At 73.6% G+C, this 23,152-nt stretch carries 22 protein-coding genes; 9 read left to right on the top strand and 13 right to left on the bottom strand.

Going from position 1 to position 23,152, the window contains the following annotated elements; genetic code table 11:
- Positions 1–68 precede the first annotated feature (68 nt).
- On the top strand, positions 69–467 hold the full coding sequence (locus ACIP98_RS02900) for a MerR family transcriptional regulator (RefSeq protein WP_319663027.1): 399 nt from the start codon (positions 69–71) through the stop codon (positions 465–467).
- Positions 467–853 carry a thioredoxin family protein gene (locus ACIP98_RS02895; RefSeq protein WP_401973342.1) on the top strand — a complete coding sequence of 129 codons (387 nt, stop codon included), beginning with the start codon at positions 467–469 and terminating at the stop codon, positions 851–853. The genes ACIP98_RS02900 and ACIP98_RS02895 overlap by 1 nt, the downstream gene beginning before the upstream one ends.
- Before the next feature lie 3 nt (positions 854–856).
- Here the strand turns inward: ACIP98_RS02895 and ACIP98_RS02890 are convergent, their stop codons facing one another.
- From ACIP98_RS02890 to ACIP98_RS02870, 5 genes are all read right to left on the bottom strand, one after another.
- The gene (locus ACIP98_RS02890) at positions 857–1,687 is read right to left on the bottom strand and encodes an LLM class F420-dependent oxidoreductase (RefSeq protein WP_401973340.1); all 831 of its coding nucleotides are present in this window, start codon (positions 1,685–1,687) and stop codon (positions 857–859) included.
- Positions 1,688–1,789: 102 nt separating this feature from the next.
- On the bottom strand, positions 1,790–2,212 hold the full coding sequence (locus ACIP98_RS02885; RefSeq protein ID WP_319663025.1) for a roadblock/LC7 domain-containing protein: 423 nt from the start codon (positions 2,210–2,212) through the stop codon (positions 1,790–1,792).
- Positions 2,209–4,305: a nitrate- and nitrite sensing domain-containing protein gene (locus ACIP98_RS02880; RefSeq protein WP_401973339.1), complete on the bottom strand. Its 2,097-nt coding sequence runs from the start codon at positions 4,303–4,305 to the stop codon at positions 2,209–2,211. The genes ACIP98_RS02885 and ACIP98_RS02880 overlap by 4 nt, the downstream gene beginning before the upstream one ends.
- Positions 4,306–4,448: 143 nt before the next feature.
- Positions 4,449–4,883 carry a hypothetical protein gene (locus ACIP98_RS02875; RefSeq protein WP_319663023.1) on the bottom strand — a complete coding sequence of 145 codons (435 nt, stop codon included), beginning with the start codon at positions 4,881–4,883 and terminating at the stop codon, positions 4,449–4,451.
- Between the two features lie 202 nt (positions 4,884–5,085).
- On the bottom strand, positions 5,086–5,778 hold the full coding sequence (locus tag ACIP98_RS02870; RefSeq protein ID WP_319663022.1) for an AMP-binding protein: 693 nt from the start codon (positions 5,776–5,778) through the stop codon (positions 5,086–5,088).
- A gap of 337 nt (positions 5,779–6,115) precedes the next feature.
- On the opposite strand from ACIP98_RS02870, the gene ACIP98_RS02865 reads away from it, so the two are divergent.
- The 3 genes from ACIP98_RS02865 to ACIP98_RS02855 all read left to right on the top strand — a co-directional run bounded on the left by ACIP98_RS02865 (position 6,116) and on the right by ACIP98_RS02855 (position 9,863).
- Complete coding sequence (locus ACIP98_RS02865; protein ID WP_401973337.1) at positions 6,116–9,052, top strand: BTAD domain-containing putative transcriptional regulator; 2,937 nt, start codon at positions 6,116–6,118, stop codon at positions 9,050–9,052.
- A 174-nt stretch (positions 9,053–9,226) separates the two neighbouring features.
- Positions 9,227–9,361, top strand: a complete 135-nt coding sequence (locus ACIP98_RS02860; RefSeq protein WP_319663020.1) for a hypothetical protein — start codon at positions 9,227–9,229, stop codon at positions 9,359–9,361.
- Between the two features lie 358 nt (positions 9,362–9,719).
- Positions 9,720–9,863 carry a hypothetical protein gene (locus ACIP98_RS02855; protein ID WP_319663019.1) on the top strand — a complete coding sequence of 48 codons (144 nt, stop codon included), beginning with the start codon at positions 9,720–9,722 and terminating at the stop codon, positions 9,861–9,863.
- A gap of 117 nt (positions 9,864–9,980) precedes the next feature.
- Here the strand turns inward: ACIP98_RS02855 and ACIP98_RS02850 are convergent, their stop codons facing one another.
- The 3 genes from ACIP98_RS02850 to ACIP98_RS02840 all read right to left on the bottom strand — a co-directional run bounded on the left by ACIP98_RS02850 (position 9,981) and on the right by ACIP98_RS02840 (position 13,816).
- Positions 9,981–10,163, bottom strand: coding sequence for a hypothetical protein (locus tag ACIP98_RS02850; protein ID WP_319663018.1), 183 nt, complete (start codon positions 10,161–10,163; stop codon positions 9,981–9,983).
- A gap of 308 nt (positions 10,164–10,471) precedes the next feature.
- The gene (locus tag ACIP98_RS02845) at positions 10,472–12,790 is read right to left on the bottom strand and encodes a PQQ-binding-like beta-propeller repeat protein (RefSeq protein ID WP_319663017.1); all 2,319 of its coding nucleotides are present in this window, start codon (positions 12,788–12,790) and stop codon (positions 10,472–10,474) included.
- A gap of 135 nt (positions 12,791–12,925) precedes the next feature.
- Positions 12,926–13,816 carry a VOC family protein gene (locus tag ACIP98_RS02840; RefSeq protein WP_401973335.1) on the bottom strand — a complete coding sequence of 297 codons (891 nt, stop codon included), beginning with the start codon at positions 13,814–13,816 and terminating at the stop codon, positions 12,926–12,928.
- Positions 13,817–13,949: 133 nt separating this feature from the next.
- Between ACIP98_RS02840 and ACIP98_RS02835 the strand changes: the two genes are divergently transcribed.
- Positions 13,950–14,597 carry a TetR/AcrR family transcriptional regulator gene (locus ACIP98_RS02835; RefSeq protein WP_319663015.1) on the top strand — a complete coding sequence of 216 codons (648 nt, stop codon included), beginning with the start codon at positions 13,950–13,952 and terminating at the stop codon, positions 14,595–14,597.
- Positions 14,598–14,827: 230 nt separating this feature from the next.
- Here the strand turns inward: ACIP98_RS02835 and ACIP98_RS02830 are convergent, their stop codons facing one another.
- Entirely contained in the window at positions 14,828–15,403 is a 576-nt protein-coding gene (locus tag ACIP98_RS02830) for a GNAT family protein (RefSeq protein WP_319663014.1), read from the bottom strand.
- Between the two features lie 196 nt (positions 15,404–15,599).
- On the opposite strand from ACIP98_RS02830, the gene ACIP98_RS02825 reads away from it, so the two are divergent.
- Complete coding sequence (locus ACIP98_RS02825; protein WP_401973333.1) at positions 15,600–16,775, top strand: flavin-containing monooxygenase; 1,176 nt, start codon at positions 15,600–15,602, stop codon at positions 16,773–16,775.
- Between the two features lie 195 nt (positions 16,776–16,970).
- On the opposite strand, the gene ACIP98_RS02820 is transcribed toward ACIP98_RS02825, so the two are convergent.
- On the bottom strand, positions 16,971–17,897 hold the full coding sequence (locus tag ACIP98_RS02820; RefSeq protein ID WP_401973331.1) for a hypothetical protein: 927 nt from the start codon (positions 17,895–17,897) through the stop codon (positions 16,971–16,973).
- Positions 17,898–17,987: 90 nt separating this feature from the next.
- Positions 17,988–19,322 (bottom strand): MFS transporter, encoded by a 1,335-nt coding sequence (locus ACIP98_RS02815; RefSeq protein WP_401973329.1) that lies wholly within the window; start codon positions 19,320–19,322, stop codon positions 17,988–17,990.
- Between the two features lie 70 nt (positions 19,323–19,392).
- Here ACIP98_RS02815 and ACIP98_RS02810 point away from each other — a divergent pair, with 70 nt between their 5' ends.
- Positions 19,393–20,457 carry a helix-turn-helix domain-containing protein gene (locus tag ACIP98_RS02810; RefSeq protein WP_319663010.1) on the top strand — a complete coding sequence of 355 codons (1,065 nt, stop codon included), beginning with the start codon at positions 19,393–19,395 and terminating at the stop codon, positions 20,455–20,457.
- Between the two features lie 63 nt (positions 20,458–20,520).
- Here ACIP98_RS02810 and ACIP98_RS02805 read toward each other — a convergent pair whose 3' ends face one another.
- The gene (locus ACIP98_RS02805; RefSeq protein WP_319663009.1) at positions 20,521–20,997 is read right to left on the bottom strand and encodes an ATP-binding protein; all 477 of its coding nucleotides are present in this window, start codon (positions 20,995–20,997) and stop codon (positions 20,521–20,523) included.
- 574 nt (positions 20,998–21,571) lie between these two features.
- Between ACIP98_RS02805 and ACIP98_RS02800 the strand changes: the two genes are divergently transcribed.
- Complete coding sequence (locus ACIP98_RS02800) at positions 21,572–22,717, top strand: tetratricopeptide repeat protein (RefSeq protein ID WP_401973327.1); 1,146 nt, start codon at positions 21,572–21,574, stop codon at positions 22,715–22,717.
- Positions 22,718–22,759: 42 nt separating this feature from the next.
- Here the strand turns inward: ACIP98_RS02800 and ACIP98_RS02795 are convergent, their stop codons facing one another.
- Entirely contained in the window at positions 22,760–23,137 is a 378-nt protein-coding gene (locus ACIP98_RS02795; RefSeq protein ID WP_319663007.1) for an STAS domain-containing protein, read from the bottom strand.
- Positions 23,138–23,152: the final 15 nt, after the last annotated feature.

Genomic DNA, 23,152 nt, shown 5'->3' with positions numbered 1-23,152 from the left:
GGCGATTGCCGCCGGACGGGAATTTCCGCGCTGGCCTTGACGTCGGCGTCAGGGTCTACCGTCGGGGCATGCGGATCGGAGAACTCGCCGAACGGGCCGGCACCACCCCGCGCGCCCTGCGGTACTACGAATCGCTCGGACTGCTGCGGGCCCGGCGGGCCGGCAACGGCTACCGGGCCTACGACGAGGCGGACCTGAGACTGCTGCGGCAGATCCAGCTCCTGCGGGACTTCGGCTTCGAACTGGAGGACACCCGCCCCTTCGTGGACTGTCTGCGGGCCGGCCATCCCGAGGGGGACTCGTGCCCGGCGTCCCTGGAGGCCTACCGGCGCAAGCTCGCGGAGCTGGACGACGGACTCGCCCGGCTCACCGAGGCGCGGGACCGGATCGCCGAGCAGCTGGCCCGGGCCGAGTCGGCGACGGCTCCCGAACCGCGCTGCCAGTTCACCTGCGAGGGGAGTACCTGATGACCACGACCGGAACGGACGCAGAACCGGGAACGGGGCCGGGACCGGGACCGGACCGGGACCCCGGCCACCTGGCCGAGGCGTCCGACGCGACGTTCGCCGCCGAGGTGCTGGGCGCCGGCCTGCCGGTGCTCGTGGAGTTCGGCGCCGACTGGTGCCCGCCGTGCCGTCAGATCGAGCCCGTGCTGCGCGAGCTCGCCCGGGAGGAGGAGGGACGGCTGAAGGTCGTCCAGCTGGACGTGGACCACAACCCGTGGGCACAGAGCGCCTACGGCGTGCTGTCGGTGCCGACGCTGATGGTCTTCCGCGACGGCGAACCGGTGTGGTCCGCGGTCGGGGCGCGCACCAAGCGGCGGCTGCTGCAGGAACTGGCCGACGTGCTCTGAGGCTCACAGATAGCGCGCGTAGTCGTCCAGCGTGCGCAGTACGTCCGCGGTCCCCACGGAGGGCAGCTGCAGCACGACCTCCGCCAGGCCCAGATCGCGGTAGTGGGCGAGCTTTCCGGGGTTCGGGCGGACGGCGTACGGCACGACCTGGGGACCGGCCGGGTCGCGGCCCGCTTCCGCCCAGGCGCGGCGCAGCTCCGGCAGGGTCTCCTTGAGCCCGCCACCGCCGATGGGCAGCCAGCCGTCCGCGTACTCGGTGATGTGCCGGAAGAGCACGGGCCCGGCGGCGCCCCCGACCAGGGTGCGCGGGCGGGGGCCGGAGACCGGCTTGGGCCACGCGTGGCTCGCCTCGACGCTCGTGTACGTGCCCTGGTAGGCGGTGGGTTCGGGCGCCCACAGGGCCCGCATCGCGGCCATCCGGTCGCGTACCAGGTCGCGGCGGCGGGGCCAGTCCACGCCGTGGTCCGCGGCCTCCTCCACGTTCCAGCCGAAGCCGACACCGAGGGTGAACCGTCCGCGGGACAGGAAGTCCAGGCTCGCGACCTGCTTGGCCAGCACGATGGGGTCGTGTTGGGCGACCAGGGTGATCCCGGTGCCGAGCCGCAGCCGCTCGGTGACGGCCGCGGCCGCGGCGAGCCCCACGAAGGGGTCCAGCGTGCGGCCGTACTCCGGCGGCAGGGGTTCGCCCATCGGCGCCGGGGTGCGCCGGCTGACCGGGATGTGGGTGTGCTCCGGCAGGTACAGCCCGTCGAAGCCGCGCTCCTCCAGCTCCCGGGCGAGCCGGACGGCGGGGACGGAATGGTCGGTCAGGAAGATCGTCGTGGCGATCCGCATGGCGTCGTCGCACCTCCCGTGTGTGGGCCGACCCTAGGCCCTCCGGGGGGCGCGGGAAAGCCGCCGCCCGGCTGGTTCGACGGACGCGCGCACGGCCCGGGGTCAGCCGGCGGCGCCGACCGGGGCGTTGCGGAGCTCGGTGACCAGGGCGGGGGTGAGCAGTTCCCCGGCGCGGTCGGCCAGCACGGACATCTCGTAGCCGACGAGGCCGACGTCGCAGCCCTCGGCGGCGAGGACGCCGAGGCAGCTGCCGTCACGGATGCGGCCGACCATCATGAAGCCGCCCAGCATCTCGATCATGACCAGCTTCATGCCGTGGAAACCGTGCGTGGAGGCCGCGTTCTGGGCGAGCGAGGTGATGCCCGAGACGACGGCGGCCAAGTGGTCCGCGCGGTCGCGGGTCAGACGCTCGGAGGCCGCCATCAGCAGGCCGTCGGAGGAGACCGCGACGGCGTCGGTGACACCGTCGGTGGTCCGTACGAAGTCGGATACGAGCCAGCCGAAGTTCTGGACGGCGGTGGTCACGATGGCGTTCCTTCTGGGGTTCTGTACGGGGCCGGACGGGGGGCGGCCGCGTAGGCGGGTGCGGAGGGGGAACCGGTCTCGGCGCGGGCGACCCCGGCCCGGAAGGCGTTGAGCAGTACCGAGATCCCGGGCTTGGGCGCCGGGGGCGGCGGCTCCTGCTCGTCGGGGGCGAGCAGTCCGGGGGGCAGGACCACCAGGGCGGAGACGCCCCCTTCGGGCGTGTCGAAGAGACGCACCTCGATGTTCTGGCGGCGGGCGAGCCGGCCCACGACATGGTGGCCGAGGAAGCGGGTCGGGGCCGACAGGAAGATCTCGTCCCCGCTGTCGACGAGCAGCGCGTTGAACCGCTGGAGGTCGGCGGCGCTCATGCCGACCCCGTGGTCGACGACGGCGAAGCAGTAGTCCCCCGCCGCCTCGTCGCGCCAGCCGTGCACGTCGACGGACTCCTCGGGCGGGGAGAAGGTCAGCCCGTTCTCGATGAGTTCGGCCAGCAGGTGGGCGACGTCGGTGACCACATGGCCGCGCAGGCTGCCCGGCTCGACCTGCGCGACCATCACCCGCCGGTACTGCTCGACCTGGGCGACGGCGGACCGGACGGCCTCCAGCGCGGTCGCCGGGCGGGCGACGGGCCGGGCGGTGTGCTGGCCGGTGAGGACCAGCAGGCTCTCGGCGTTGCGGCGCATGCGGGTGGCCAGGTGGTCCAGTTCGAAGAGCTCGGCGAGTTCGTCCGGGTCGAGCTCCCGGCTCTCCAGCTTGGTGATCAGGCCCAGCTGGCGGCGGATGAGGCCCTGGTTGCGGCGGCCCAGGTTGGCCAGCGACTCGGTGGTGTTGGCGCGCAGCCGCGCCTGTTCCGCGGCGAGGTCGAGGGCGGTGCGCTCGACGTTGCCGAGGGCGGTGGCCACCTCGGCGATCTCGGCCGCGCCGTGCCGCACCAGCACACCCGCGGGTTCGGCGGGTTCCGGCGGGGAGGCGCCCGTGGAACGGGCCTGCTGGATGCGCAGGACCGCCTCGGGCAGCCGCCGGCGGGCGATGTCGTCCGCCGCGCCGGCCAGGGCGGCCAGGGGGCGGGTGATCGAACGGGAGGCGAGCGCGGCGGCGGCGCTGACGATGCCGAGGATGAGCACACCCATGACGGCGTAGAGGGTCAGCGAGGCGGCCGCCTCGTCGCTGAGCGTCCGGGTGCGGGACGTCACGTCGGCGCCGACCTGGCGCTGCACCGAGTACAGCGCGTCGTTGAGGATGCCGGTGCCCTTCCACCACGCCCGGGAGTCCACGTTCAGGCGCGAGCCGTCGACGCCGCGCTCGGCCAGCTGCTCGTAGGTGAAGGTGTCGTTGGCGGCGGTGGTGCCGAAGGCCTGGTCCAGCAGGAGCCGCTGGTCCGGGGTGGCGACCTGGCGGAAGCGGCGGATCGCGGCCAGGCGCTCGGCGCGCTCCTGGATGAACTCCAGGTACTCGGCGCGGCGGAACGCGCCGTAGGCGAAGACGCCGTTGAGCGAGCTGCGCTCGTTGGCGAGCGCCTCCTTGGCCTGGGCCAGCGCCTCGAGCGCGGCGACGCCGTCGCGCAGCTGCCGGTCGCCGCGGGTGGCGGTCCCGGCCGCCGGGTCGACGGCGTTCAGGCCCGTGACGGCGTAGGTGTAGAAGGTGATCGTCGCGTCCCGCCCGGCGATGTCGGAGTCCACGTCGGCGCGCGTTCCGGCGAGCCGGCCCAGTCGCGTCTGGATCACGTCCTCGACGGCGGGCTGGTCGCGCAGGTCGTGCAGCTGGACGTCGACGAGCTCGCGCGTGGCGGTGAGTTGCCTGCCGTACCGGGTCTCACCGCCCAGCAGGCCGTTGGTCAAGCCGCGTTCCAGCTGCAGCTGGTGGACCAGGGACCGCAGCCGCAGCGACAGTTCGATCTCGGAACGGGTGGTGCGGGCGTCGCTGTAGTCCTCGGCGCGCAGTTCGACGGCGAGGCCGACGAAGGCGAGCAGCAGGCAGGTGGGAACGGCGAGGACGACCGCCACCCGGCCCCGGACGGTCCGCCATCCCGGCAGGGGACGGGGGAGGGCCCTGGAGATCGATCGAGGTCGCCGCCGCGCCTTCCGCACCGTCATGCGCCCGCACGGTAGCGGCCGGAAGGGAACCGTCGATTTCGGCCCCGTTAGCCGCGGTTGGCGTTTGGGTGGCCGTAATCCCGCACTGGTGCGAAGACGGGGCGAACGGCTCTTCCGGGACGTGGCAGGCACCCGCCTCGGCGTCAACGCGTGGCGAACGCCGGGGCCGTGAGGTCCACGGTGAGGGCGTGGCCCAGGCTGTTGGTGAAGGTGGCGTGCGTCCCCCTGGCCTCGGCCCGGACGAAGGGCTTGGACTGACCGAGCGCGACGACCCACACCAGGTTGCCGTCGGAGTCCAGCCGGGCGAAGAAGCCCTCCGAGCAGTGCGTGCCGTCGCCGCAGCACACGTACCCCGTGCCGTCCGGGAGTTCGGCGGTGCCCGCCGGGTGGGGATCGACCGATGTGGCGAGCCCCGGCTCGCCTGCCAGCAGCGCCGCCACGTCGAAGGGCTCGCCGATCCGGAACGCCGACAGCCGCGGGCCGTCGATGTCCACGCCGAGCACCGTGCCGTCCGCCCGGTACAGCCCGTCGCGGGCCGGGACCTTGCCGGCCAGCCACAACTCGTTGATCAGACCCATCGTCCGCGCTCCTCCCACTGTGCGGGAGACCAGCCCATCAGGCGACCGCCGGGCACGTCTTGACCGCCGGGCGAACAGCGGGCGAACTCCTCCATGCGGGCCGGCGACAGCGGTGCCACCGACGACGCCGGCGGCTCGCCGCCCACCGCCCCGCGCCACGGCCGGGACGGCTGCGACGGAGGGGGGCGGCGCGCTCCCGGGGTCAGGCGGGGCCGAGCGGCCTGGGGCGGCGGAGGGCATGCACGGGCAGCAGCATGCGCCAGACCGCGTCCTCCACACCGTGGACGGAGGCGATCCAGCCGAGACCGTCCTCCGAGGTGCCCGTGCCGGCCGCGGCGGTCAGCTCGCCCGCGACGTCCGCGAGGTCGCCGTGGCGCAGCGCGGGCTCCATCCGTCCCCCGCCGAGCCCGTCGGCGACGTACCGCTCGTACGCGGGCGCGGTGCGCAGCACCCCCACCGGCCGCCATTCCTCCGCCAGGCGCGGCACCGGCTCCCCCGCCATGCGGCGGCCGTCGGCCTCGACGACCTGGGTGCGGGTGCGGTCGACCGCCAGGGCGGTCCACGCGTCGGCCCCCGTGAGCACCGCCGCGGGACGGCACCGCTCGACGGCCTCGGCGACGGTCCCCGGCCCGTCCGGGCCGCCCGCGACCAGCGGCACCGCGGCCATGCCCGCGTACAGGCAGCCGTAGAAGGCGCCCGCCAGATCCACACCCTGGGGGTAGTCCAGCAGCACGCGGCTGCCGGGCGGCAGCAGGCGGCCCAGGCCCGCGGCGACCGCGCGGGCGCGCCGGTCGAGGCCGGCGAAGTCGCAGTCGTACGGGACGTAGGGGCGGCCGTCCGGCTGCCGCAGCGCGCGGCGGCGCAGCGCGGGGCCCGGCAGGCGGTACACGCTCACCACGGGGCCACCGATCCGGGCCCGGGCACCGCTCACCGCCTCCCGTCCGCATCGTGAGCACATCGGCGGCCCTTCACCTCCCTGTGACGAACGTCGGCCACGCCAACGGCATATGAGTACAGAACATGCGAAAAGACGGCGAACATTCCCCGTTACCCCTCGGAGCGCGCCCCCCGAAAGTCACCCATAGGTGACCGCGAACAGGTTGGCACGGCAAACTGGCACAGTCGGCAGATCCGAAAGACCGGAACTGTCGTCTGCGGACACTGTTCCGGTTCGCGATGAACGATCGATATACGCGCTGTTCGCGAACGGCAGTCGGTACCTGGGGGCAGGCATGGGAAGCGGTACGGACCCCGGCGGAGCGCTGCGCTTCGCGGTCCTCGGCCCGGTGCGGGCCTGGCGCGGCGGACAGCCCGTCCCCGCCGGGCCGCCCCAGCAAAGGGCGCTCCTGGGCGCGTTGCTGCTGCGCGGCGGCCGCACCGCGACGGCGCAGGAACTGGTGGACGCCCTGTGGGGCGAGGAGCCCCCGCCCACCGCCCTGGCCGCGCTGCGCAGTTACGCCTTCCGGCTCCGCAAGGCCCTCGGCGCGGACGCCCTGGCCACCGTCGACGGCGGCTATCTCCTGCGCCCCGGCGACGACTTCGACCTCTTCCGCGCCGAACAGCACTGCTCCGCCGCGGAGAAGGCCCGCGGCGCCGGCGACCCGGCCGCGGCGCGCGCCGAACTGCGCTCGGCCCTGGCCCTGTTCGACGGCGAGCCGCTGGCGGGGCTGCCCGGCCCGTACGCCGAGACCCAGCGCATCCGGCTGCTGGAATGGCGGCTGCAGATCACCGAGACCTGCCTGGACCTGGACCTCCAGGCGGGCTGCCACGCCGAGGCCGTCTCCGAGCTGACCGTGCTGTCCGCGGAGCACCCGCTGCGCGAGCGGCCGCGCGCCCTGCTGATGCTGGCGCTGTACCGCGGTGGGCGGCAGGCCGAGGCGCTGGGCGTCTTCGCCGACACCCGAAGACTGCTCGACGACGAGCTGGGCGTCGATCCCGGTACCGAGCTCACCGACCTCCACCAGCGCATCCTGGAGGCCGACCCCGCGCTGCTGCCGCCGCCCGTGCCGCAGGCCGAGTCGGCCGCCGAGCCGGTGCGCCCGGCACAGCTTCCCGCCACCGTCGCGGACTTCACCGGTCGCGCCGCCTTCGTCCGCGAACTCGGCGACCGTCTGGCCGGCGCCTCCGCCGAGGGCGGCGTCATGGCGGTCTCGGCCGTCGCCGGCATCGGCGGCGTCGGCAAGACCACGCTCGCCGTCCACGTCGCGCACGCCGTCGCGGGGGTCTTCCCCGACGGGCAGCTCTACGTCGACCTGCAGGGCACCGGCCCCCGCCCCACCGAGCCGGAGACGGTGCTCGCGTCCTTCCTGCGCTCGCTCGGCGTCACCGACGCCGCCATCCCCGAGTCCCTGGCCGACCGGGCCGCGCTCTACCGCTCCACGCTCGCCGGCCGGCGCGTGCTGGCCCTGCTGGACAACGCCCACGACGCCGCCCAGATCCGCCACCTGCTGCCCGGCACGCCCGGCTGCGCCGCGCTGATCACCAGCCGGGCCCGGATGGTCGACCTGGCGGGGGCGCATCTGGTCGACCTCGACGTCATGAGCCCCGAGGAGGCGCTGCAGCTCTTCACCCGCATCGTGGGCGAGGAGCGCGTCGCCGGCGAACGCCAGGCCGCCCTCGACGTCGTCGGCGCCTGCGGCTTCCTGCCGCTCGCCATCCGCATCGCCGCGTCCCGCCTGGCCACCCGACGCACCTGGACGGTCGCCTTCCTCGCCCGCAAGCTCAGCGACGAACGCCGCCGCCTGGACGAACTCAAGGCCGGCGACCTCGCCGTCAAGGCCACCTTCGAACTCGGCTACGGCCAGCTCACCCCGCAACAGGCCCGCGCCTTCCGCCTGCTGGCCCTCGCCGACGGCCCGGACATCTCCCTGGACGCGGGGGCGGCCGTCCTCGACATGGACGTCTACGACGCGGAGGAACTGCTCGAGGCCCTGGTCGACATCAGCCTCATCGAGTCCGCCGGGCCCGCCCGCTACCGCTTCCACGACCTCCTGCGCCTGTACGCCCGCGACTGCGCCGAACGCCACGAGGGCGACGACGCCCGCTGCGCGGCCCTGTCCCGGCTGCTCGACTTCTACCTCGCCTCGGCCGCCCGCACGTACGAGCTGGAGAACCCCGGCGACCGCGTCCTGGACCACCTCAGCCCGGTCGGCCGCCCCGGCCTGGTCTTCACGTCCCGCCAGGAGGGCCTCGACTGGCTCTTCGACGAGGCGCCCAGCCTGCTCGCCACCGTCCAGCAGGCCGCGGGCGGTGGCTGCGAGGGTCCGATGCGGCGGGCCGTGGACCTGCTCTTCACCGCCCAGGACCTGATGGAGTCCGGCATCTACGCGCGCCAATTCGAGCAGTCCACGCGCGCCCTCGTCGCCACGTCGAGCGCCTGCGGCGAGCCGCTCGTGGAGGGCAGGGCCCGCGTGCTGCTCGGTCAGCTCAACTGGCTGACGGGCCGTTTCGAGGAGGCCGATCGCGAGGCGGAACGTGCCCAGGTGCTCGGAGTCGCCGCCGGGGACCTGCTCACCGCGAGCTACGCGCCCAACCTGCGCGGCATGATCGCGCTGGCGACGCGCCGCTTCCAGGAATGCGCCGACTACCACGCGACAGCGATCGCGGCCTTCGAGGCCGACGGCAACCGGCAGGGAGGCGCCGCTGCGCTCAGCAACCTCTCGCGTGCCCAGGTCGAGTTGGAGGACACGCCCTCGGCCATCGACTCCGCCGAGAAGGCACTGGCGATCTACCGCGAACTGGGGGCCGGTTTCCGGCTGGGCAACGGCCTGTACGCGCTGGCCATCGCGCTGGCGGCCGCCGAGCGTCACGCGGAGGCGCTCGCCCGCTTGGGTGAGGCCCTGGCGCTCTTCCGCGACGCCCGGCAGCAGTTCTGGGAGGGCATGACCCTCTTCCGCATGGCGGAGGTCCACTTGGCCGCCAAAGCCCACCGGCAGTCCGCTTCCGTCGCCGAACAGTCGCTGGTCCTGTTGCGGAACGTGGGCGGCACGATGCGGCAGGCGACCGCCCTCACGGTGCTCGGCAAGGCGCTCGCCGGTATCGGCCAGAGCGACCGGGCCCGCGCCTGCTGGTACGACGCGTTGCAGCACTTCACCGCCCTGGGATCCCCGGAGGCGGGCGAGGTCCGGCGCCTGCTGGGCGGCCCCTCGGAGTCCGCGGTCGCCATCTGACGTCCCGTCCACGCAACACCACCGGCACAGGACATCAACAGTTCCGTTTATCGGTTGATTATCGGACCCTGTCACGATTCCATCAGTGCGAGAAGCACCCGCCTGGTGACGCACGGGGGTCGTCGCCAGGCGGGCTTCGCAGCAACCGGTTTCCGTGAGGACGAAGGAGACAGCATGAGCGAGGCCACGCCCGAGACCGGCACGGTGGACGAGGAGCAGCAGGTCCCCGTCACGGAGGACGAGACGACCGAGGAGCCCACCACCAAGGACGACGGCACCGTCAAGCCCGACAACTGGCACTCCTCCTGAGACAAGCCGTTCAGGGGGGACACGGGGGACGCACGACGGCCGGGGAGGCCGCGGGGGGAAGCACCGCCGAGGGGGAACAGGACCCAGGACGCACCGGGGGGAGCGTCACGGGGGGAACAGCACGGGGAACAAGGACCGACTGCGGCGTGGAGGGGGCGCCGCAGTCGGTCCTTGTCGTGCGCCGGGCGCCACCGGGAGTCCGGCCGGACGCGGCACTTGCGGCCCACTGGCCCCAACACGATAGGTTTGCCAGGCGCGTTGGCCCCACGCACGATGTGCGCTCAGGGGCCGGCCCGCCGCACACCCTTGTACGAATGTGACCACCGGGACCAGCACCCGGCTTCCCCACGGAGGCGTCATGAAGCTCGTACGCAAGGCTGCCGTCGTCCTCGCCGCTGTCGCGGCCGGAGTCCTCGTCGCGGCGCTCCCGGCCGCCGCCGCGGACAGCCCGGACAACTGGCACCAGACGATCGTGAGCCCCGACAACTGGCACTCCCCCTGATCACGGTCTCACCATCCGCGTGACCGAGTGTCCCTCCCGCCCGGCGGGAGGGACACTCACGTCTTCTCGTCGGCGCAACTCACTTCGGGTGTAACGGATCCCCGGCACGCCAACGCATCAGATGTTGTGCGTACGCCGCAGTTGGTCGCCGAGGCCGCGGGGGAGCCGCGCGAGGCGGCCCGCGTCGATCACGGGCGTGGGGTCGATGGCGGCAGCCCTCCGCTGCGGGAGCACGACGGGGGCCTGCCGCCCCTGGCCGGCCGTGGCCTGCTCGTGCTCGTACTGCCGGGGTGTCGCCATGACGTTGTCCCTTCGTCGGTGCGGGACGCGTCCGTGTGCCCGCGGGCAGGGCGGGCGCGTCCGGGAGGAGCCGAAAGGGCAACGCTCCTCACCGCCCGTACGTAACGGGCGGATCGGTCACAGGACCGGCACAGCGGGCCACGGGTCCCACGACCCCCCGCGTGGCGCCTGTGGCGTGTGGGGCGTAAGTTGCATAACGGCGGCCGTCGCCCGCCCCTTCCGTGTGAGGCAGCGACGGCCGCTCATCAGGCCGGGTGCCGGGCGGCACCGCGCGGCCGGCGGGCGAACCGCCCGCGGCCGCACGGGGCTCAGGCGCGACGCGTGGCCGCTTCCGTGCCCTTGACCGCGTTGAGGGCGTAGACGCAACGGTCCTTGCTGCTGGCGTAGACGACACCGTCGGCGACGACCGGGGAGCCGGTGATCTCGCCGCCCGTCTCCAGCTTCCAGCGCAACTGCCCGCCGCCGGCGTCGACGGTGTAGAGGCAGTGGTCCTTGGAACCGAAGTGGACGCGCCCGTCGGCGACGACGGGCGAGCCGACGATCTCGCCCTGCGCCGCGAAACGCCACTTCGGGGTGCCGGAGACCGCGTCGAGCGTGTAGAGCGCGCTGCCCGCGCCGAGCATGACGGAACCCCCCGCCACCAGCACGGGCTCGACGCTCTGCCGCTGCTCGGTGGCGACCCGCCAGCGGTCCCGCCCGTCGGCGGGATCGAGGGCGTAGACGGTGCCGAGGTAGTCGGCGACGTAGACGCCGCCGCCGGAGACGCCGGGGCCCGGGACGTACGCGGGAGGCCCGAACATCACCGCGGGGGCGTCGAAGCGCCACCGCTCGGCGCCGCTTCGGGCGTCGAGCGCCAGCACGCGGTTGCCCGCGGTCGCGAACACCGAGCCGTCCTCGACGACCGGACGGGTCGGCATGGCGCCGCCGTCGCCGGTCGGGTACGACCACCGCTCGGCGCCGGTCGAGACGTCCAGCGCGTGCAGCCGGCCGCCGCCGTGGAAGTAGACGACGCCGCCGGTGATGCTCGGCCCCGACTCCGGGGTCTCGAACTCCGTCTGCGCGCCGCCGCGCTCCCAGCGCAGCCGTCCGCTCGACGCGTCCCAGACCTGGACGCCGCCGCCGCGCGTGCCGGTGACGACGCTGCCCGCCTCGGCCCGCAGCGAGTAGATCCAGCCGTCGACCCCCGTACGCCACCGCTCGGTGCCGTCGGCCGCGTCCAGGGCGTACAGGCTCGGCCCGTCGGAGCCGTGGATGCGGCCCTCGGAGACGGCCATCGTCCAGGCCACGTCGCGGGTCTTGAACTGCCGCCGCCCGGTGGCGACGTCGAGGGCGTGCACCTCGAAGGAGGTGACGTACAGCCGGCCCCCGGAGACGACGGGCGTGCCCCACACATCGTTGGACATGCGGAAACGCCACGGGCGCCACTCCCCGTGCGGTCCGGCGGGCGGCTGTGCCCCGCCGCCCTGGCCCTGACCGGGCACGGCCGCCGGGGCGCCCGCGGCACCGCCGCGGCCGGACCAGCCGAGTCCGTCGCCCGCCGGTGCCGCGGCGGTCTGGTTCCTGCGCTCCGCGACCCGCATCCCGGGCCCTATCGGCGCGGAACCCGCGAGCTGCACCGGGCCGCCGGGAGCCTCCGCGGGGGCCCTGGGGGGCTGTACGGGGGCCGCGGGCGGCTTGGCCGGCATCGGGGGCACCGCGGGCGCACCGAGGCCGCCAGGACCGCCTGCCCGGCCGCCGCTGCGCCGTTCCTCTATGAGGCCCACCGCCGCGGGCGGCAACCAGGCGGAGGCGGTGCCGGTGTCGTCGCCCGCCGAGGAGAACAGGTGCGGCGCCAGCTGCGCCTGAAGGTCCGCCGGGCTGGGCCGGCGCTCGGCCTCCATCCGCATGCAGGCCTCGATCAGCGGCCGCAGGTCCGACGGGAGCCCCGCCAGGTCCGGGCCCTCCCGCAGCAGCATGAAGACCGTCTCGACGGGGTTGGCGCCGTGGAAGGGCGCGTGCCCGGTGGCCGCGAAGACCAGCGTGGAGCCGAGCGAGAAGACGTCGCTCGCGCCGGTCACGCTGCGCGAGTCCTTCGCCTGCTCCGGCGACATGTACGCGGGTGTGCCCACGGCCACGTTCGTCATCGTCAGCCGCGTGTTGGACACCCCGCTCGCGATGCCGAAGTCGATCACGCGCGGGCCGTCCTCGACCACCAGCACGTTGGACGGCTTCATGTCGCGGTGGACCAGGCCCGCCCCGTGGATGGACTGCAGCGCCTCCGCGATACCGGCCGCCAGCCACCGCACGGCCTGGACGGGCAGCGGCCCGGACTCGTTGACGATCTCCTCGAGGGAGGGCGCGGGCACGAACGCCGTGGCCAGCCAGGGCACGGCGGCCCTGGGGTCGGCGTCGACCACCGCAGCCGTGTAGAAACCGCTCACCGCGCGGGCGGCCTCGACCTCACGGGCGAAGCGCACGCGGAACAGCTGGTCCTCGGCGAGCTCGGCGCGTACGGTCTTGATCGCCACGCGCCGACCGGACGCCGAGCGGGCGAGGTAGACCAGGCCCATGCCACCCGCGCCCAGCCGGCCCAGCACCTCGAAAGGGCCGATCCGTCTCGGATCGTGCTGCGTCAGCTGCTGCACCACTGCCCTGCCACCTCCCCGTGGGTTCCCCCCGTCCCGGGGTCGTCCCCTGATTCTTCCTGGGATGAGTATCAGTTGCGAACCCGGGGCGGTGTCGACACGCGATTACCTGAGATTCGCTTGCGGATCGGCCGTTTGTCAGGACGGCTTCTCGCCGACCGTCGTGGTGGGGTCGATGAGCCCGAACTGGGCTCCCTGGTCGTCGCTCACCAGCAGAAACCGGCCGAAAGGGGAGTCCAGCGGGCCGCGTGTGACGCGGCCGCCGAGCCGTACGACGGTCTCGGCGGCCCGGTCGGCGTCCTCGACGGCGAAATAGACGAGGATGTGCGGGGGCATCTCGTCGGGGTACCGCCCGCTCATCCGGAAGCGGCCGAGCACGGCGTTGGCGACCGCGACGTCCCGGCCCGCGGGGACGAAGATCCGGAAATCGGTGGCCGCGGCGTCCCCGGCGGCCCCGGTGCCGGCCTTCGCGGCGGCCTCGGACTTCTCGAAGATCTCCTTGCCGCGGTATCCGAAGACCTCCTCGTAGAAGGCGTCGGTCCTCGCGGCGTCACGGGTGAAGATCTCGGACCAGATGTAGGAGCCGGGTTGGCCGGTCGTCCCGAAGCCCGGGTGCGTGCCGGCCTGCCACCCCCCGAAGACCGCCCCGGTCGGGTCGGCCGCGGTCAGCATGGAGCCGAAGGACCCAACCGCCGCGGGTTCCATGATGAGTTGACCGCCGGCGTCGCGGATCCTGCGGGCCGTGTCCTGGATGTCGGACGAGGCGAGGTAGAGGTTCCAGACCGTCGGCATACGGCCGTCGGGCTTGGGCGACAGCGCGGCGACGTTCTTGCCGCCCGGACCGTACGCCTGGGTGTAGGAGGACCACTCCGGATCGGTCGCCCCGAAGCTCCAGCCGAGCAGCTCGCCGTAGAAGCGCTTTCCCGCCTCCAGGTCGTTGAGCATGGCGTCCGCCCAGCAGGGCACGCCGTCGGCGTATCCGGCCATCTGGTCCTCGATTCGTGTCGTGATTCGCGCGGTGATTCGCATGGATCGACGGAGTGTCTGACTTGACACGTTATCGGCCGATCCTCAACCCCGCCCGAGGAAAAATCGAACACATGGCCTTCCCCATTTGCAGGCACCGAATCGCGCGCTGATCACCAGCCCGTAAACTGACGGCATGACAGGACAAGTTCGCACCGTCGACGGCCGTGTGGCAGGACGTCGGGGTCAGGCGACGCGGCAGAAGCTGCTCGACTGCCTCAGCGAAATGCTCAGCACGTCGCCGTACCGGGACGTCAAGGTCATCGACGTCGCCCGGATGGCGGGTACCTCCCCCGCAACGTTCTACCAATACTTCCCCGACGTCGAGGGCGCCGTGCTCGAGCTTGCCGAGGAGATGGCCAAGGAGGGCGCCGCGTTGACGGACCTCGTGGCCGGTCGCTCCTGGGTCGGCAAGGCCGGGGCCACCGCGGCGGAGGAACTCGTCGAGGGCTTCCTCTCCTTCTGGCGCAAGCACGACGCCATCCTGCGGGTCGTGGATCTGGGTGCGGCCGAAGGGGACAAGCGGTTCTACAAGATCCGCATGAAGATCCTCAACCCCCTCACCAACTCCCTTTCGGATTCGGTCAAGGAGCTCCAGAGCAAGGGCCGGGTCGACAAGGACATCACTCCGGCAGCCGTCGCCGGGTCCCTCGTGGCCATGCTCGCGGCGGTCGCCGGGCACCAGAAGGGCTTCCAGAGCTGGGGCGTCAAACAGGCCGAGTTGAAGCCGAATCTGGCACTGCTCGTGCACCTGGGAGTGACGGGCAAGAAGCCGACCCGCTGATTCCCGCCGCTCGCGGCCCTTTTTATGTCCTTGCCACGTAGTCCTGCCTGCACTGACGCGGGCGCCGACCGGTCCTCGGGGGAGGTTGCCGGAACGGCGCCCGCGTTTCATTTCTCCGCGGTCCCCGCGGTCCCCGGGGATCGCGCGACGGCAGCGCCGCGTGCGGCCGCGCCGGGGGCACCCGTTCGGTCGAGCGAGGGGCGCGCCGGCGCGCGGGGCCCGCGGTCGCCTCAGGCCCGGGAGGCGGGCGGGCGGTCCGTGGCGAGGCGGCTGTGCAGGTGCACGTCGCGCAGCCGGCCGGAGATGTCGACCATCGCCCCGCGCAGGACACCCTCCAGGGGGTAGCCGCAGCGTCCGGCGACGGCGCAGGAGGGCTCGTTGCCGACCGCGTGGCCGAGTTCCAGGCGGTGGAGGCCGAGGTCGCGGAAGGACCAGCGGGTGACGGTCTCCAGGGCCCGGGAGGCGACCCCGCGGCCGCGCGCCTCGGGGAGCAGCCAGTAACTGACCCGGGCGGTACGCATCGGCCGGTCGATCATGCCGATGGCGGCCTGCCCGAGCACGGCGCCGTCCTCGGTCACCGCGAAGGAGGCGAGGTCGCCCGCACCCCACCCCTCGCGCCGCCGGCGCAGGAAGTCGCGCGCGCCGCTCTCGTCCGGCCGGGGCACGACCGCGGAGTTCCAGCGCCGGAAGTCCGGGTCGCTCAGACCGCGCAGGGCCGCGGCGAAATCGCCCGGGGTGTCCTCCCAGGGCCTGAGCAGCAGGCCGAAGGCCTGCAACTCGACGGGTGCCAGCACGGGTTCCTGCACGGCCACATTCAACCAACCGCCGCGGGAAGCCGGACGCGGGGTCCGTGCCGCTGCCCGGCGACCCCGCCGGACAGCCGAAGTCCCCCGGGACGGTGCACCAATTGGCCGGATACGGGTACTCCTTGGCAAGGTGCCGGCGGCGAAGCGCGCTACCTTCCGGAGTGACCTCGCCCCCGGCCAGCCACAGGAGTACGACATGACCGACCCCTCCGCCTCCGCCGTCGCCCCGATACCGGGCGCGGCCGCACCGGACGCCATCGTCATCGGCGCCGGGCCCGGCGGGCTGGCCGTGGCGGCCTCACTGCGGCACCGCGGCGTACGCACCCTGGTCGTCGAACGCTCCGGCGCCGTGGGGGCGTCCTGGCGCGGCCACTACGAACGGCTGCATCTGCACACCACGAGACGGCTGTCCGCGCTGCCGGGCCTGGCCATCCCGCGGTCCTACGGCCGCTGGGTGGGCCGTGACGACCTGGTGCGCTACCTGGAGCAGTACGCGCAGTTCCACGACCTCGACGTCGCCACCGGGATCGAGGTGTCCCGCATCGAGCGCACGGAGGACCCCGCGGCGGGCTGGGCGCTCCCGGCCACCGGCGGCCGCAAGCTGACCGCCCGCAGCGTCGTGGTCGCCACCGGCTTCAACCACACCCCGCACCTGCCGGACTGGCCCGGCCTCGACACCTTCGACGGCGAGCTGCTGCACGCGTCCGGCTACCGCAACGGCACGGCCTACGCGGGCCGGGACGTCCTCGTCGTCGGCGTCGGCAACACCGGCGCCGAGATCGCCGTCGACCTGGTGGAGGCCGGGGCGGCCCGGGTGCGCCTGGCGGTGCGCACCCCTCCGCACATCATGCGCCGCTCCACGGCCGGGTGGCCCGCGCAGCGCACCGGCATCATGGTGCGCCGCCTGCCGACGCGGCTGGTGGACGGCATCGCGCCCTACGTGGAACGGCTCTCGGTGCCCGATCTGTCGGCCCACGGAATGCCGCGCCCGCGGACCGGCCTGTACTCCCGGGTGCGCGAGGGCGCCATCCCGGTCCAGGACGTCGGGCTCATCGCCGCCGTGCAGGCGGGCAAGGTCGAACCGGTGGCCGCCGTCGAGGGCTTCGACGGCCGCGAGGTCCTGCTCGCCGACGGCACCCGGCTCACCCCGGAGGCCGTCGTCGCGGCGACCGGCTACCGGCGGGGCCTGGAACCGCTGGTCGGCCACCTCGGCGTGCTCGACGACCGCGGGCGGCCCTCGGTGCACGGCGGTCGCAGCCCCAAGAACGCGCCCGGCCTGTACTTCACCGGCTTCACCAACCCGATCAGCGGCAACCTCCGCGAAATGGCCATCGACGCACGACGGATCGCCAAATCCGTTGCCAGACGGTAGCCGTACCGACACGGTGGGTATCGAAGGGGTGTGGGCGCCACGGCGTGCGCGCACACCGCGCACACCGCGTACACCGCGCACACGGATAGCAACGCGCCGTCCGCACCGGCGCTGTCCCGGCACCACCCCCGTTCCGGCGGACCGGTCGGCGCTCTCCCCCTCAGCCGGCCGGCCCGCCTTCCACGGCACCCGCGATCACGGGGCGGGGTCCTTCCTCAGCAGGTACAGGATCGCCCGATCCGGGTCGCCCACTTCCTGGTAGAGCACCGGTCGGGCCTGGGTACCCCGTGACGACCATTGGCCCATCTCGGAGCCGCCGTCGCCGAAGGCCAGCGTGAGGCCGCCGGGCACCCCGCCCTCGTCCTCGTCGACGTACCGCCACGTCCCGGGTCCGGAACGGCTGACGTAGTGGCTGTACAGGCCCGACGCGTCCGCGTCGTACTCGCGGATGCCCTGCGCGGTGAAGGTGCCGTCGGCCGAGAACCGGATGACGCCGTCGAACTCGTCGTGCCAGGTACCCGCGTAGTCGGCGCCCGAGTCCAGGACCGGCGGCTCGTACTCCTTCACCAGGCCCGTCCCGTACGCCATCAGGCCGCCCGCGAAGACGACTCCGACCAGCGCGACGCCGACGACGGAGATCTGGAAGGCCACCTGCTTCCGGCGCGGCCATCCGGTCCTGCCCTGCGGGTTCGGGCGGACGGCGAAGAAGGAGGCGGCCAGCACCGGGGCGGCGCCGGCCGCGGCGATCCAGCACCACGCCGTCAGGTAGGGCAGCCCCGACGACGGGGCCGGCGCGGCGAGTACGGCGGCGAGCGCCACCTCGGCCGCGAGGCAGCACAGCGCACGGGGCAGCCCGGTGCGGCGCGACAGAGCGTGTCCGAGAGCGGCGGCGGGCAAGGCGTGCAGCAGGGAGGCGGCCACACCACCGGCCCAGAGGGCGACGAGCAGGACCGGGAACAGGCAGACGACGAGCCCGCCCCCGGACGGTCCGTAGGACGACTCCATTGCCGGGGCGGCGACCGTCCATACCGTCAGCGCCACCGCCCCCACCGCGCAGTAGGCCGTGACGGCTGCCGCCCTCCCGGCGTCGTCCCACGGACTGCCGGACTCTCTGCCGGGCACTCTCCCGGACGATCTCCCCCACCCCATGACGATCACGCTACGCCTGGGAGGGACGGCCGCCCGGCCGCCCCCAGGGGCCGGGCGGGTCCCTCAGGCGGCCAATGAGGCCGCCAGGGGCGTCTGGGGGGTGCCCCGGCGGATCACCAGCGCCATGAGCGCGGCGATCGCGCACAGCGCCCCGGAGGAGTACCAGACCATGTCGTAGGAGCCGAAGGCGTCGCGGGCCGCGCCGCCGAGGAAGGCCACCAGGGCCGCACCGAGTTGGTGGGAGGCGAGGACCCAGCCGAACACGATGGCGCTGTCGGCACCGTAGAACTCACGGCACAGGGCGATGGTCGGCGGGACCGTGGCGACCCAGTCGAGCCCGTAGAAGACGATGAACAGCACCATGGGCGGCTGCACGGTGCCCGCCATGAGCACCGGCAGGAACATCAGCGACAGTCCGCGCAGCCCGTAGTAGGTGGCGAGCAGGCGCCGTGGGCTGAAGCGGTCGGTGAACCAGCCGGAGGCGACCGTACCGGCGATGTCGAAGACACCGATGACGGCGAGCAGCGACGCGGCGGCCGTCACCGGCATGCCGTGGTCGTGGGCGGCGGGGACGAAGTGCGTCTTGACCAGTCCGTTCGTCGACGCCCCGCAGATCGCGAAGGTGCCCGCGAGCAGCCAGAACGGCCCGCCCTTCGCGGCCCCGGCCAGCGCCCGCAGGGCACGGACGGCCGCGCCGGTCACCGGGGGCGGCTTGGGCACGAACCGCGCCGCGCCGTAGGGCGCGAGCCCGACGTCGGCCGGGTGGTCGCGCAGCAGCAGCCACACGAAGGGCGCGACCAGCAGCGCGGCACCGGCGACGGTGAGCGTGGCGGAACGCCAGCCCGCGTGCTCGACGATCACGGACAGCACCGGCAGGAAGACCAGTTGGCCGGCCGCGCCCGCCGCCGTCAGGATGCCGGTGACCAGGCCGCGGCGCTTGTCGAACCAGCGGTTGGTGACGGTGGTGGCGAAGGCCAGCGCCATGGAGCCGCTGCCCAGTCCGACGAGCACGCCCCAGAGCAGGACCAACTGCCAGCTCTGCCGCATGAAGACGGTCAGGCCCGCGCCGGTGGCGATCGCGAGGAGCGCGACGACGACCACCCGGCGCATGCCGAACCGGTCCATCAGCGCGGCGGCGAACGGCGCGGTGAGGCCGTACAGCGCCAGGTTCACCGACACCGCGAACCCGATCATGCCGCGCGACCAGCCGAACTCGCTGTGCAGCGGCTCGATCAGCAGACCGGGCAGGGAGGCGAAGCCCGCCGCGCCGACGAGCGTGACGAAGCCGGCGACGGCGACGTACCAGGCGCGGTGCACACGGGGCCCGCGCGACGGACGGGGGGCAGGGAGGGCGAGGTCCCTCAGGGGCTGGGCGGGAAGCTCCGGAGTCTGCGTCACCAGACGAGCATCCGGCACGGGTTCGCCCGCAACGAGTGGCCGGATGGCCATGATGTGGAAGGATCGGGCCATGGCCGCGCCCTTGGAGACCGACGTACCCGCCGCAGGACCCGACCCGGAGCCCGCCACGGAACCCGCCACGGAGCCGACCACCCCGGTGAAGCGGCACCGCGTCGCCGTTCTGGTGCAGCACGGGGTCATCCCGTTCGAACTCGGCATCCCCCACCGCATCTTCGGCGGAGCGAGAACCCCCGACGGCACGGACCTGTACGAGGTGCGCACCTGCACCCCGGGCGGCCCCGGCCTCGTACGCGCCGAAGCCGACTTCGAGATCGCCGTCCCCCACGGTCCGGAGATCCTGGAGGAGGCCGACACCGTCATCGTCCCGGCGGCGCACGAGCACGACAGCGCCCACTCCGACGGCCGGCTCTCCCCCGGCCTCGCGGCGGCCTTCGCCCGCATCCGCCCGGGCGCCCGGCTGGTCTCCATCTGCACCGGCTCGTACTTCCTCGCCGCGGCCGGCTACCTCGACGGGCTGCGCGCCACCACGCACTGGTCCAGCACCGAGCACTTCCAGCGCCTCTACCCCCGGGTACGGGTGGAGCCGGACGTCCTGTACGTCGACAACGGGCACATCCTGACCTCGGCGGGCGTCGCCTCCGGCATCGACCTGTGCCTGTACCTCCTGCGCCGTGACCACGGCTCCGCCGTCGCCAACGCCAGTGCCCGGCGCACCGTCGTGCCGCCGCACCGCGAGGGCGGCCAGGCCCAGTACGTCCAGCGGCCCGTCCCGGAACCGCAACTGGCCACGACGGCGACCGCGCGGGCGTGGGCGCTGAGCCGTCTGGACCGCCCGCTGACCCTGCGGGAGCTGGCCGGGAAGGAGTCGATGAGCGTGCGCACCTTCACCCGCAGGTTCCGCGAGGAGGTCGGGATCAGCCCCGGTCAGTGGCTGGTGCAGCAGCGCGTCGAACGGGCCCGGCACCTGCTGGAGTCCAGCGACCTGTCGGTCGACCAGGTCGCCCGCGACGCGGGGTTCGGCACCGCGGCCTCGATGCGGCAGCACCTGCAGGCGGCGCTCGGCGTCTCGCCGACCGCCTACCGGCGCACCTTCCGGGACACGGCGGCCGGCTGAGGCCCTGCGTGCGCAGAGGGCGGGGGCGCCTCCGGGGGAGCCGCGGACGTACCGCTGCGGTCCTCAGAACGCCGGGCGGCCGATCAGCCCGCCGGTCGCCTGCGGCGGCACGATCGCCTGCCCCCGGGCGCAGCGGTCGATCTCGCACCAGATCTGCTTGCCCGCGCCCTCGCGCTGCCAGCCCCAGCGGTCCGCCAGGCCGTCCACGAGTTCCAGGCCGCGTCCGCCCGTCTCGTCCTTGTCCGCGTGCCGCGGTCGCGGCGGGGCGTCGCTGGCGTCGGCCACCTCGACCCGCACGGTGTCGCTCTCCTGGCCCTGCGAGGCACCGGAGGACCGGAAGAGCATCCGCAGTACCGCGGGGCAGCCCGTGTGGACCACCGCGTTGGTGACCAGTTCGGAGATCAGCAGGATCAACGTCTCCGCGACGGGCTCGTCGGCCCCTATGCCGGAGCCGACCAGACGCGAGCGCGCCCAGCTGCGGGCCCGGCCCACCTCGGCCGGGTCGGGACCTACCTCTAGCTGAACCTGGAGCATCTGCACTGCTCACACCATCCGAACCGGCGGACTCATCGCCTCGCGCCTCGGCAAGGTCACCAAGCGTGACCCCTTCGCGACACAGCATGATTGACCGACAGTCACCCCAACAAGCGCTTCGGGCATATTCCAGCGCGAAGAGGGAGGGGTGCTGCATACTGTGCGGGGCTCATTACGGGGCGAATACGCACAGCCCGACGTCGGTCGCCTGCCCGGCCCTTGGGCCGCGCTTCGACCGCTCACGTCGCGCTCCTGCACCACACGCACCCGATGGAGCGTACCCGAGGCGACGCCCGACTCCGTGGCGTGACGAGTCACGCCTCGGACACAACCCGATATCGACACTGGTCACCACTTATCCCTGACGAATCCGACATACCTCACTAAATGCCGCAAGGCGCATTATGGCCGGACGCTCCGCGTGCGCCGTCTCACCGTCCGCGACGGGCCGTCCCGCGCTCCCGAACCCCTGCCCGTTTCCCGCGCGGATGCACCTCCGGCCCGTACCGGAGTGGGAAGCGAGGGCGGAACCGCGCGCCGCGGGCCGCCGCGCGAGGGCGTCCATCTGCCGGCCGCGGACGTGCTTTACGAAAGCGTGAGGCATGGCCGGCGCAAAGCCGCGTACCCTCCTCCGCAAGAGATCCGGAGGGAATGGGGCACGGTGGGCGCACAGGACGACCGGGACCGAACGCAGGATGTCCTGGACGAGGACCTGAACGATCCTCAGGTGCGGCTGCGCCTTGGCGAGGCCGCTCTCGACGCGGGCGAACTCATGGAGGCTCGCGCCCACTTCGAGAACGCCGGGCGTCTCTTCGACGCCGACCCCGAAGCGGCCCCGGCCCGCCGGGCCACCGCGCTGCGCGGCCGGGCGGTCTCGCACCTGCTGGCCGGCGAGGTGCGGTACGCCTCCCACCTGCTGGAAGAGGGCATCGCACGGCTGGAGACGGAGGCGGCGTCCAGCGGCCGGCCCGATCCCGACGCCCTGTTGATGCTGCACGTCGCGGCGATCGGCCCGTACACCGACCTGGGTGCCTACGCCCGTGCCGCGCACGCCGCGGAGCAGGCCCTCAACCTCGCCCCCGACGCGGCCGACCCGGCCCTCGTCGCGCTGATGCACCGCAGCATCGCCCGCACACTGATCGTCGCGGGACGCACCGGGGAGGCCGAGGCCTCGCTCGCCAAGGCCCAGGAGATCTTCCAGCGCCTGGAACTGCACACGGACCTGGCGCACTGCCACTGGATGCGCGGCTACGTCCACTCCCAGGACGGCGATCTGGAGCAGGCCGAGCGCGAACTGCGCACCGCCCGCGACATGCTGGCGGCCGGGCGCTCGGTGCTGTTCACCGTGCAGGTCGAGGTCGAACTCGCCGACGTGCTGCGCCGGCGCGGCAAGCCCACCGAGGCCGAGGAGATGCTGACCCGGCTGCTGGACCAGCTCGGCCCCTGGCGCGGCGCGGTCCACGCGGGCGGGGCGCACCGGTTGCTGGGGCTGCTCGCCGAGGAGCGGGGCGACCCGGAGGCCGCGGAGGAGCACTACGTCTCCGCCCTGGCCCTGCTGGAACGCGCGGGCGCGGCCGGGGACCTGGCGGACATCTGCCGGCTGCTGGGCGATCTGCTGCGGCGGGCCGGACGCGTGGAGGCCGCGCTGGACGCCTACCGCACGGGGCTCGGCCACCGCGCGGCGATCGGCACCACGACACTGGGCCCGGCTCCCGCGGACTCGTAGGACCTCCGGCGTGAGCGCCGGCGAGGGCGGGCGGCCGGCGCGTCAGGCCGACAGCGGCCCCGCCTCGTCGTCGGTCGCGGCCTCGATGTCGGGGAACACCTCGAACAGCCGCCGCACTCCCAGCGCGGCCAGCACCTTGTTGACGTGTGCGGCGTCGTTCCCCCGCACGTCGGAGGGCAGGATCAGCCGCAGCCGCCCCGCGCAGGAGCGCATCAGGCGGCGCGCGGCGATGAGCACGCCGACCCCGCTGGAGTCGCAGAAGTCCACACCGGCCAGGTCCAGTACGAGGCTGTGCCGTCCGTCGGCGACGGCGTCGTGCACGTGCTGCCGTACGGCGGGGGCGGTCACGAGGTCCAATTCGCCGGAAACGGTCAGGATCGTCCAGCCGTCCCGTTCGTCGTGCGTCACCTTCAACGCCACTGTCTGGCCCTTCTC

The organism is Streptomyces sp. NPDC088354 (assembly GCF_044753585.1).
In the GTDB taxonomy this organism is placed as follows: domain Bacteria; phylum Actinomycetota; class Actinomycetes; order Streptomycetales; family Streptomycetaceae; genus Actinacidiphila.
The sequence above is the reverse complement of the archived record's forward strand: the minus strand, read 5'-3'. Positions and strand labels throughout refer to the sequence as shown.

Excerpts from the sequence above, each read along its gene's own strand:
- ACIP98_RS02900 (WP_319663027.1), top strand. The coding sequence starts at position 69 with ATGCGGATCGGAGAACTCGCCGAACGGGCCGGCACCACCCCGCGCGCC.
- ACIP98_RS02895 (WP_401973342.1), top strand. The coding sequence starts at position 467 with ATGACCACGACCGGAACGGACGCAGAACCGGGAACGGGGCCGGGACCG.
- ACIP98_RS02890 (WP_401973340.1), bottom strand. The coding sequence starts at position 1,687 with ATGCGGATCGCCACGACGATCTTCCTGACCGACCATTCCGTCCCCGCC.
- ACIP98_RS02880 (WP_401973339.1), bottom strand. The coding sequence starts at position 4,305 with ATGACGGTGCGGAAGGCGCGGCGGCGACCTCGATCGATCTCCAGGGCC.
- ACIP98_RS02875 (WP_319663023.1), bottom strand. The coding sequence starts at position 4,883 with ATGGGTCTGATCAACGAGTTGTGGCTGGCCGGCAAGGTCCCGGCCCGC.
- ACIP98_RS02865 (WP_401973337.1), top strand. The coding sequence starts at position 6,116 with ATGGGAAGCGGTACGGACCCCGGCGGAGCGCTGCGCTTCGCGGTCCTC.
- ACIP98_RS02860 (WP_319663020.1), top strand. The coding sequence starts at position 9,227 with ATGAGCGAGGCCACGCCCGAGACCGGCACGGTGGACGAGGAGCAGCAG.
- ACIP98_RS02855 (WP_319663019.1), top strand. The coding sequence starts at position 9,720 with ATGAAGCTCGTACGCAAGGCTGCCGTCGTCCTCGCCGCTGTCGCGGCC.
- ACIP98_RS02850 (WP_319663018.1), bottom strand. The coding sequence starts at position 10,163 with ATGGCGACACCCCGGCAGTACGAGCACGAGCAGGCCACGGCCGGCCAG.
- ACIP98_RS02840 (WP_401973335.1), bottom strand. The coding sequence starts at position 13,816 with ATGCGAATCACCGCGCGAATCACGACACGAATCGAGGACCAGATGGCC.
- ACIP98_RS02835 (WP_319663015.1), top strand. The coding sequence starts at position 13,950 with ATGACAGGACAAGTTCGCACCGTCGACGGCCGTGTGGCAGGACGTCGG.
- ACIP98_RS02825 (WP_401973333.1), top strand. The coding sequence starts at position 15,600 with ATGACCGACCCCTCCGCCTCCGCCGTCGCCCCGATACCGGGCGCGGCC.
- ACIP98_RS02810 (WP_319663010.1), top strand. The coding sequence starts at position 19,393 with ATGGCCGCGCCCTTGGAGACCGACGTACCCGCCGCAGGACCCGACCCG.